The sequence below is a fragment of the uncultured Ruminococcus sp. genome (assembly GCF_946415235.1).
In the GTDB taxonomy this organism is placed as follows: domain Bacteria; phylum Bacillota; class Clostridia; order Oscillospirales; family Ruminococcaceae; genus Ruminococcus.
The window spans coordinates 1-8,253 of sequence record NZ_CAMKRR010000122.1; the positions used below are offsets into that span (position 1 = coordinate 1).

The window sequence follows — 8,253 nt, forward strand, 5'->3', positions numbered from 1 at the left end:
TCTCATAAAGTAAAAATTAACAGTAAAAGCTCCGACTATGTCGGAGCTTTTTTGTGCCACAAGCTATTAAAAAGCACAAAAAACTATTGATTTTAAGGAAAAAATAAGTTAGAATTATCTTATAGCTCGTTAGCTTATTTAAACCGAAATCAAGGAGCAAAAATATGCTTTATACTATTTATAAAATCGAAAAGGCAGATAATTCATTTATCGTTACAGGCGAAACAAGCTGCGGTGATATAAAGGGGATATGGAGAAGCAAAGATGAACCTGTCAGCGGTAAAAGCTATAATATTGAAATATCTTTCGGACTGAAAACATCGTCTGTCGGCAGAGATGATATTTTGACAGATAATACACGGACAGAACCGGCGGTAAGTATCAGAGACGGTAAAAACTGCTTTGCAGTTCTGTGCGAAGATATCGACGAGATCTATTATATCAGATTTTCAGTTGACGGACTTGCAATGCTTGATATTGAAAATGACGATCATACAATCAAAAAAGGCGATTTTCTGATTTTTTCACTGCCGTATGACGAGGTGGGGATCTACCCGTATTAAAATTTGGCTATAATCATGTTTAATATAAATATTAGTTCGGGCAAAAGCTGAAAGTGTATAGCCCGATGAAGAAAAGAGGTTTTGAAAATGAACAGACTGAAAAGAGTGCTTGCAGCTGCAAGCACGGCAGCATTGGTCATCACTGCCTGCCCCGTAAGTGTTCGGGCGGCAGTAACAGCAGACTTTGCCGACAGCTACGGTGAGGTATTGAGCGGCGCTGATTACACTATCATGGTGCGTCTCAGCGGCAAGTACATAACAGCTGCAAGTGACGGGAATGTGCAGCAATGGGAGAAAAAAGGCGACAGCTCTCAGATTTGGCACATAGAGAGCGCAGGGGACGGAAAATGCTGCATACTCTCGGGAGCTGACAGAAAAATGGCTCTTACCGTCGAAAACGGCGACTCCACCAACGGAAACAATATCTTTCTTTCGGAGTATAAGGACACAGCGGCTCAGCATTTCATACTTCACCGCACCGATGACGCATACTATATCACAGCCGAATGTTCGGGCAATACGGCTCTTGATGTATACGACATAAGCTATGACAACGGCGCAAATATAGATCAGTGGGACTACTGGGCAGGCGAAGGGCAGAAGTTCTATATCCGTCCTGCTGACGGTGACTTTAAACTTGTCCGCGGTGACCTTAACTTTGACGGAGCGGTCGACAGCTTTGACCGAATCATAATGCAGCGCGGCGTTATCAGCGGCTTTGACGATACTATGACCGCTGTTGCGGATATGAACGGCGACGGAGCAGTGAATGCTTCCGATCTTGTGCTGCTGACAAGCTTTCTTGCAGGAAAAGACGTTGATATTGAAACATACAGCACCATTTCAGCTGAAAAGCCCGATGTGGCATATCTTTTCGCGTACTTCCTCGGAAACTCTCCCGAGCAGGAGCGCCTGTCCTATGCGGTCAGCACAGACGGCTACAACTTCAAGGCTCTGAACGGAGGAAGAGCTGTATGGAAGTCGGGAGTCGGCACGGAATGTCTGCGTGACCCATATATATTCAAGGGCGAGGACGGTCTTTACTATATGCTTGCTACAGATATGAAGTCCTCTCTTGGCTGGAACAGCAACCGTAATCTCCTCAGTGCAAAGTCCACTGACCTTGTGCACTGGTTTGACGAGACCAGTATCGAGATAGCCAACAAGTACTCAAATATGCAGGGAGCTGACCGTGCATGGGCTCCTCAGGCCATATATGATCCCGAAAAGGATTCGTATATGATCTATTTTGCGGCAAGAGTCCCGGGCCATGACGACAGGACTATCATGTATTATGCCTACAGTAAGGACATGAAGCACCTTGACACGGAGCCTCAGCTGCTATTTGCCCCGAAAAACGGAAATGACGCCATAGACTCTGATATAATCAATGTGGGCGGCAAGTATTATATGTACTACAAGAACGAGACCAATAAACGCATATACCTTGCGGCTTCCGACCATGCAAGCGGACCCTACAGCGAGATAAAGCAGGTCTCGGAGGGAGATATCGGCGTTGAGGGGCCGAATATATACAAGCTAATCGGTCAGGATAAATGGCTCATGATGTCAGATGCATACGGTGACGGCTATTACGTAATGCAGGAGACAAATGACCTTGTGAACTTCACAACAGTCGGCAGAAGCAGCTACAGCTTCAACTTTACTCCCCGTCACGGCTATGTTATCCCCATAAACGGAGATCAGTACACGGCTCTTATAAACGCCTATCCGTCAGACGGACTTTCGCCTGTAAATACGAGAATGAAGGCTCCCGTTGTGAATTTGACAGTAGGCGGAAGTGCGGAAATGCCACGGACAGTTATCGCTGAGTATACAGGCGGGGGAGTATGTGAAATGAGCGTTGACTGGAACAGCTCCGATATCGAAGCTGTTGATACCTCCAAGGCAGGAGTTTACAGTGTAAGAGGCACGGTAAAGTCAAGCTCTGAGCTCTATCCCGATCCGTTCATAAAGGAAAGAGCCGACCCCTACATCGTTGACGGCGGCGACGGATATTACTACTTTACAGCTTCGTATCCTGCATACGGAAGCGTTGACAAGGGCTATGACCGCATAATACTCAGGCGCAGCAGCACCGTAAAGGGACTTGCAGCTGCCGATGAAAAAACCATATGGAAGGCTCATTCAAGCGGAATACTTGCAAAGCATATATGGGCTCCCGAAATGCATTATATAGGCGGAAAATGGTATATGTTCTTTGCAGCGGGATCAAGCGATGACATATGGGCGATACGTCCGTATGTACTGAAATGTGACGGTGACCCGTACAATGGAAACTGGACGGAGTGCGGACAGATGCAGGCGAGCAGCGGCGACAGTTCCTCATTTGCAAGTTTTTCACTGGATATGACATATTTTGAAAATAACGGCAGGCATTATGTGATATGGGCTGAAATAAAGGGAGATTCCTCACTTTTTATGGCGGAGATCGACCCTTCGCAGCCTTGGAAGCTCACTTCAAAGCCCATACTCCTCACAAAGCCCGAATACGACTGGGAGCTGGTGAACAACCGCGTAAACGAGGGTGCTGCGGTACTGAAAACAGGGAATAAGGTATACGTATTCTTCTCGGCTTCGGGAACAGGTTCGGAGTACTGCGTAGGAAGGCTTGAAGCGGATATCAATGCAGATCTTATGGATACAAAAAGCTGGAAAAAGCTTGGCAGTCCCGTTTTATCCACAGCAGATGTAAAGGGCTGTGCAGGCCCCGGGCATAACAGCTTTGTGAGAGACGAGCTGGGAAATCTGCTTATAGTTTATCATGCAAGACCTGGTTCTCACTCGTCGGGAAACTGCGGTTCATATAACAAGGACCCGCTTTACGATCCGTGCAGGCATACACGTATAAAGCGTGTAGCCTTTGACGGGAACGGAGACCCTGTTATAAATCTCGGTGCCGAAGCAGAACTTGCAGATACGAATAAAAATATCACGGCTGCAGTTATTGTAGGCTGATGTTTTGACACTTACTGATTTTTAAGGAGAAAATCATGATACCAAAATTACAGGAATATATGAACCAAAAACGAATTCCACTGTTTTTACGCAAGAGAAATGGGAAAATATACTTTCAAATGCAGATTAATGTTGCAAGGGAAGATGGATTGTGTGCAGGCATTTACTGCGAATATGATAAAATATGCTCTGATGCTTTTCCTGAAAAAATAGGATCGCTCACAAAAAGAATTATATCTAGATTTCATGAGATTGGAGATCTGTCTCTCTCGGAATTTCAAGACCTAACAGGAATGGACAATGTAGATTCATACGATGCACAAAAAGAAGAAGAACGCATGAAATTTATGGAGGTTAAATCAGAAAAAGAATTAAACGAATCTTTTGATGAATGTATAATTCATTATGATGTAGAAAAAAATCAGTATTATTTTTCCCTTTCATGGATTTATCAAAAAGGCAAAATAAAAATGAGAGATAGTTCATCGTCAACAGGTGAAAAGGGTATCTTAACATTTGATAAAACTCTTGAATTTGATGATGATGTTACTTCAGAAAGCCTTGGCGAAATGATACTGGAAGCCTTTAACAGAGGCAAAAAAATGGCAGAGATAATGTCACGTGGAACCTGCCCGCCAAAGGAGATTGATCTACTTGAGGGGACTATAGTTGAGGTAATTTCGCCCAAGGATAAGCATTTTGCGGATTACGGTGACGCAGGTGTAGGTGAGATATATCAGGATTATGCATATATAGCAAGAGAAGGATCTGAATCATCAGCGGACTTCCTATTAACAGTAGCTCCTGAAATATATGAAGCTCTTAGCTGCGACAATATCCGTTCTGCATGGCTCGAAGCCTTTGGCGAAGCAGACGAGCTTGATGTGAAAGAAACAGAGTATGGTATATATCAGTACCGTGCCGAGTTCAAAAACAAAAAGATGTTTCGCATAGCCTACTTCCGTGAACTGAACGACGGTACTGCGCTTGAATGCTGTTTAGAGATCACGTCTCCTTCAAAAAAGAAGAAACTGACAGAAAAGCTGTCGGAGATGTTTGAACAGTTTGCACTAAACTGTAAGATCAGATAAAATGCAGCGGCATAAGTAAAGTATTTATAAAGAAGTTTTTTATAGCTGTGAATAAGGGAGCCCCTTTTTTAAAGGGGCTCCCTTAATAAATAGTCCGCTGTATGATGAAGCTTTTTCTGCTTCAAGCGTTTATTAGAAGTTTCCTGACAGCGATTACATCGAAGATATCTATTATCTTATCTTCGCAAACATCCGAGTTTTCCCATGCTTCGAGCTGTCCGTTGCCAAGTATGAACTGCTGAAGCGCAACAAGATCAGCAATGGTTACGGTTCCGTCCTGATTAACATCTCCCCTGATCGGCAGTGTTTTAGCAGCAGTAGTTGTTGTTTCCTCTGGTTTGAAGCCCGAGATATCATTGAAGAGCTTTTTAAGCTCCTGATCTGTGAGTTTGCAGTTAGTGCGGTCATAGTGTCCCTTTATAATAGTTCCGTCATCTGTGGCAGAATCAGGAGTTGACCAGAGTATCGGACACAGCTGACGCTCATAAGCGGCTTTGCATACAGAACTGAGGAAAAGTCTTACGGAGTCTGCTTCCTTTCCTTTTGCAGGGCATCCGTATTCTCCTATAATTACGGGGATACCCTTATCGGCATAAGCCTTTTTCATCATGTCCATGTTTTCATAAAGCTCCTTGAAGTCGTCATCCGTTCCCCATGTAGGGCGAGCCTTGGCCCATGACTCATCTTTGTCCTCAAGGATTGCAAATCCTGCAGGGGAATAGTAGTGGACCGATACAGCCATACGTTCTGCAGGATCGTCAGGCATTTTGAAAAGGGGATCACACGTGCGGTCGATTCCTGTATTATAGCCTGATATCAGCAGGTGACGATTTGGATTGTTTCCGCCTGAACTGCGTATTACATCTACGAACTTCTGATTTATTTCGTTTACAAGTGCATATGAATCAGCTTTGCCCTCAGTGCCGCCCCATGGATTCCACAGCTTTTCCCAGCCAAGCTCCTCATTCTGAGACTCAAACATGAGTTTATCGCCGTATTCCTTGAAGCTGTCAGCTATCTGAGTCCACATTGTCTCATATCTCAGCATACATTCGTCTTTATTGTCGGGGAATGTGCTGAACCAGCCGTTATCCCAGTGTATATTGATTATACAGTACATATCGCATTCGATGATCCAGTCTGCTATTTCGTGAACTCTTGCATCGAGGTCCTTATTGATCTTATAGCCATCCTCCATAAGATTTGACCATGCCACAGGCACACGGATCACTCCGAAGCCTTCATCGGACATACCCTTTATCATTTCCTTTGTGATAACAGGGCTTCCCCAAGCGGTTTCATATTCCTCAACAGTAAGAATGCCGTCGCCCCACTGCTTGTCAACGTCAGCTATCCAGTCTCCGCAGGCTTCAAGGGTGTTTCCGAGATTGATGCCTATGCCCATATCACGTACTATTTCCATAGTTGACATATCGCGCATTTCGGTTTCGGCGGCGTGTGATCGGCTGTCGTTCAGATGAAACGCATTGCATGGCAAAGCGAGCGCAAGGACTGACAGAACAGTGCTAATTACCTGTTTTTTCATAATATTTCCTCCGTAAATAATAATATCCCATAAAAACTAAACTGTTACCCAATGTCATTATAGCACGTTCAGCACAAAAGAGCAACATTATTTTGACATAATTAAATAAAATTGGTATCTAAATTACTATTTAGGAGAAAACAAGCTGTTTTTTACACTTAAAGTGCAAAAAGCGGTGCAGTATTGACTGCACCGCTGAAAAAATTCAGTTTATATACTTACTTGCTATTTTGAGGTCGCCCTTTTCGATCTTAGCTCTTATATCGTCTATCGGCAGAGGCTTGCTGAACAGATAGCCCTGTGCGCGGTTACAGCCTATGGAGGCAAGGAAGTCGAACTGCTCCTTGGTTTCAACTCCCTCTGTAAGCGACAGCATATCCAGTTGTTTTGTAAGGCTTACGATGTTATTGAGTATAGGCCGTGTTTTTTCATTGTTGCTGAAGCTTGAAAGGAACTTCATATCTATTTTGAGGACGTCAAAATGGTAATCCTTAAGGACATTCAGCGAGGAATAGCCGCTTCCGAAGTCATCGAGCCATACCTTGCAGCCTACCTCACGAAGCTTTTTTATAGCGTTCGGCAGGAATTCCTGCTGATCCGTGAGAGCGCTCTCGGTGATCTCAACGTCGATGTATTCTTTCGGAACATTGTATTTTTCAATTGTATCGCAAAGAAATCCGACGATATCGCAAAGCTCAAAGTCGAGCCGTGAGAAGTTGAGTGAAACGGGAGCAAAAGGCTGGCTGTTTTCAATAGCTTCGCGGTAATCCTTGCAGACTGACTCGATAATGTACTGATCGAGCTTGTATATCTGCCTGTATTCCTCGAGTATCTCAATGAAGGAAGCAGGCGAGAGAAGTCCGTAATTCGGATCCTGCCACCTTGCAAGGGCTTCAAATCCACATATCTCGGCATTTTCGGTCAGCACGATAGGCTGATAAAAAACCTTTATATGGCCTTTTTCGATAGCGTTGTCAATATTATTTACGATGTAATGCTTTAGCTGGAATTTGTCCTCAAGTGACTTGTCATACAGCCTGAGAGTGCGGTCGTAGTGTTTTTTGATGCTGTTGCAGGCAAAACGGGCGCGATCGCAGGCAAGACTCACATCTGCTTCACCGTCAACGGGCTTGTAGGCTCCGCATTTCAGTTCCAGATGGACTTCCTTCTGGAGCTTTTTTATTTCTCCCGAAAGCTGACCTATCATATTCTGGGCACCGTCCACATTTGTGAGAACAACAAAGTGATCGTCGGAAAACCTTGAAACAAGTGAGCCCTTAAATGCGTCATCTATCATATGCGCTATTTTAATAAGCAGGTCGTTTCCCGAATGGAAGCCGTATTTTTCGTTGTAGGATTTGAAATTCTCGATATCAAAGAAGAGAAAAACGATATTTTCCCTGTCTGTGGTGACGTAATTAAGAAGCTTTTCGGCTTCGCTCCTGAAATAGTACATATTATGTATGCCTGTGAGATCGTCCTCTACTGAGAGCTTTGAGAGATAGGTGTTTATCTCCTGAAGATTTTCAGCCTTCAGCGCCTGAGTTCTGATACCGTTGTAATTGGCTATGCAGACCATCATAGTTGATATCCACATAAAGAAGAAGTTTATCTGAGTGGCAAGTGTAGTACCTACATCACCTGTATTTACAGCTACCATCTTGTCGATACTGAAATAGAAATACAGGAACGAGACACCCGAGATAATGAATGCCGAGACAGGTCTCCATGTAAGCAGGCATAGTGAGAAGAGCTCCATGGTAATGAAGGTGAGTATCTGCTCACCCTTGGCGTAATCGTTCAGAGAAACTTTTATACCGAAGTATATGCAGACCACCATGAATACGCATTTTGTTATTACGATTATCGCACGGTTCTTTAATTTGCCCCGTAAAAAGCGCACCGCACATAAAAGCATTATGCATCCCATAGAAAGCAGGATGATATAGTTGGAATAATATTTTTCAAAGTAGTAGATCAGATTATCCTGCAAGTGTTCTCTGATTATCGTCAGAGTAAGCCGGATTATCATCCATAGTTCAAGTACGATGATAACTGCGGACATATAAATGCT

General features: G+C 43.9%; 5 protein-coding genes. 3 read left to right on the plus strand and 2 right to left on the minus strand.

The window, feature by feature from the left end; translation table 11 throughout:
- Positions 1–164 precede the first annotated feature (164 nt).
- The 3 genes from Q0R37_RS14170 to Q0R37_RS14180 all read left to right on the plus strand — a co-directional run bounded on the left by Q0R37_RS14170 (position 165) and on the right by Q0R37_RS14180 (position 4,633).
- The gene (locus Q0R37_RS14170; RefSeq protein ID WP_294755215.1) at positions 165–563 is read left to right on the plus strand and encodes a hypothetical protein; all 399 of its coding nucleotides are present in this window, start codon (positions 165–167) and stop codon (positions 561–563) included.
- An 87-nt stretch (positions 564–650) separates the two neighbouring features.
- The gene (locus tag Q0R37_RS14175; protein ID WP_294755216.1) at positions 651–3,542 is read left to right on the plus strand and encodes a family 43 glycosylhydrolase; all 2,892 of its coding nucleotides are present in this window, start codon (positions 651–653) and stop codon (positions 3,540–3,542) included.
- Between the two features lie 35 nt (positions 3,543–3,577).
- Entirely contained in the window at positions 3,578–4,633 is a 1,056-nt protein-coding gene (locus tag Q0R37_RS14180) for a hypothetical protein (protein ID WP_294755217.1), read from the plus strand.
- 121 nt (positions 4,634–4,754) lie between these two features.
- Here the strand turns inward: Q0R37_RS14180 and Q0R37_RS14185 are convergent, their stop codons facing one another.
- Both Q0R37_RS14185 and Q0R37_RS14190 read right to left on the minus strand, forming a co-directional pair.
- Entirely contained in the window at positions 4,755–6,179 is a 1,425-nt protein-coding gene (locus Q0R37_RS14185; protein WP_294755218.1) for a cellulase family glycosylhydrolase, read from the minus strand.
- Between the two features lie 205 nt (positions 6,180–6,384).
- Positions 6,385–8,253: GGDEF domain-containing phosphodiesterase (locus Q0R37_RS14190; RefSeq protein ID WP_294755219.1), on the minus strand; the 1,869-nt coding region annotated here is incomplete at its 5' end.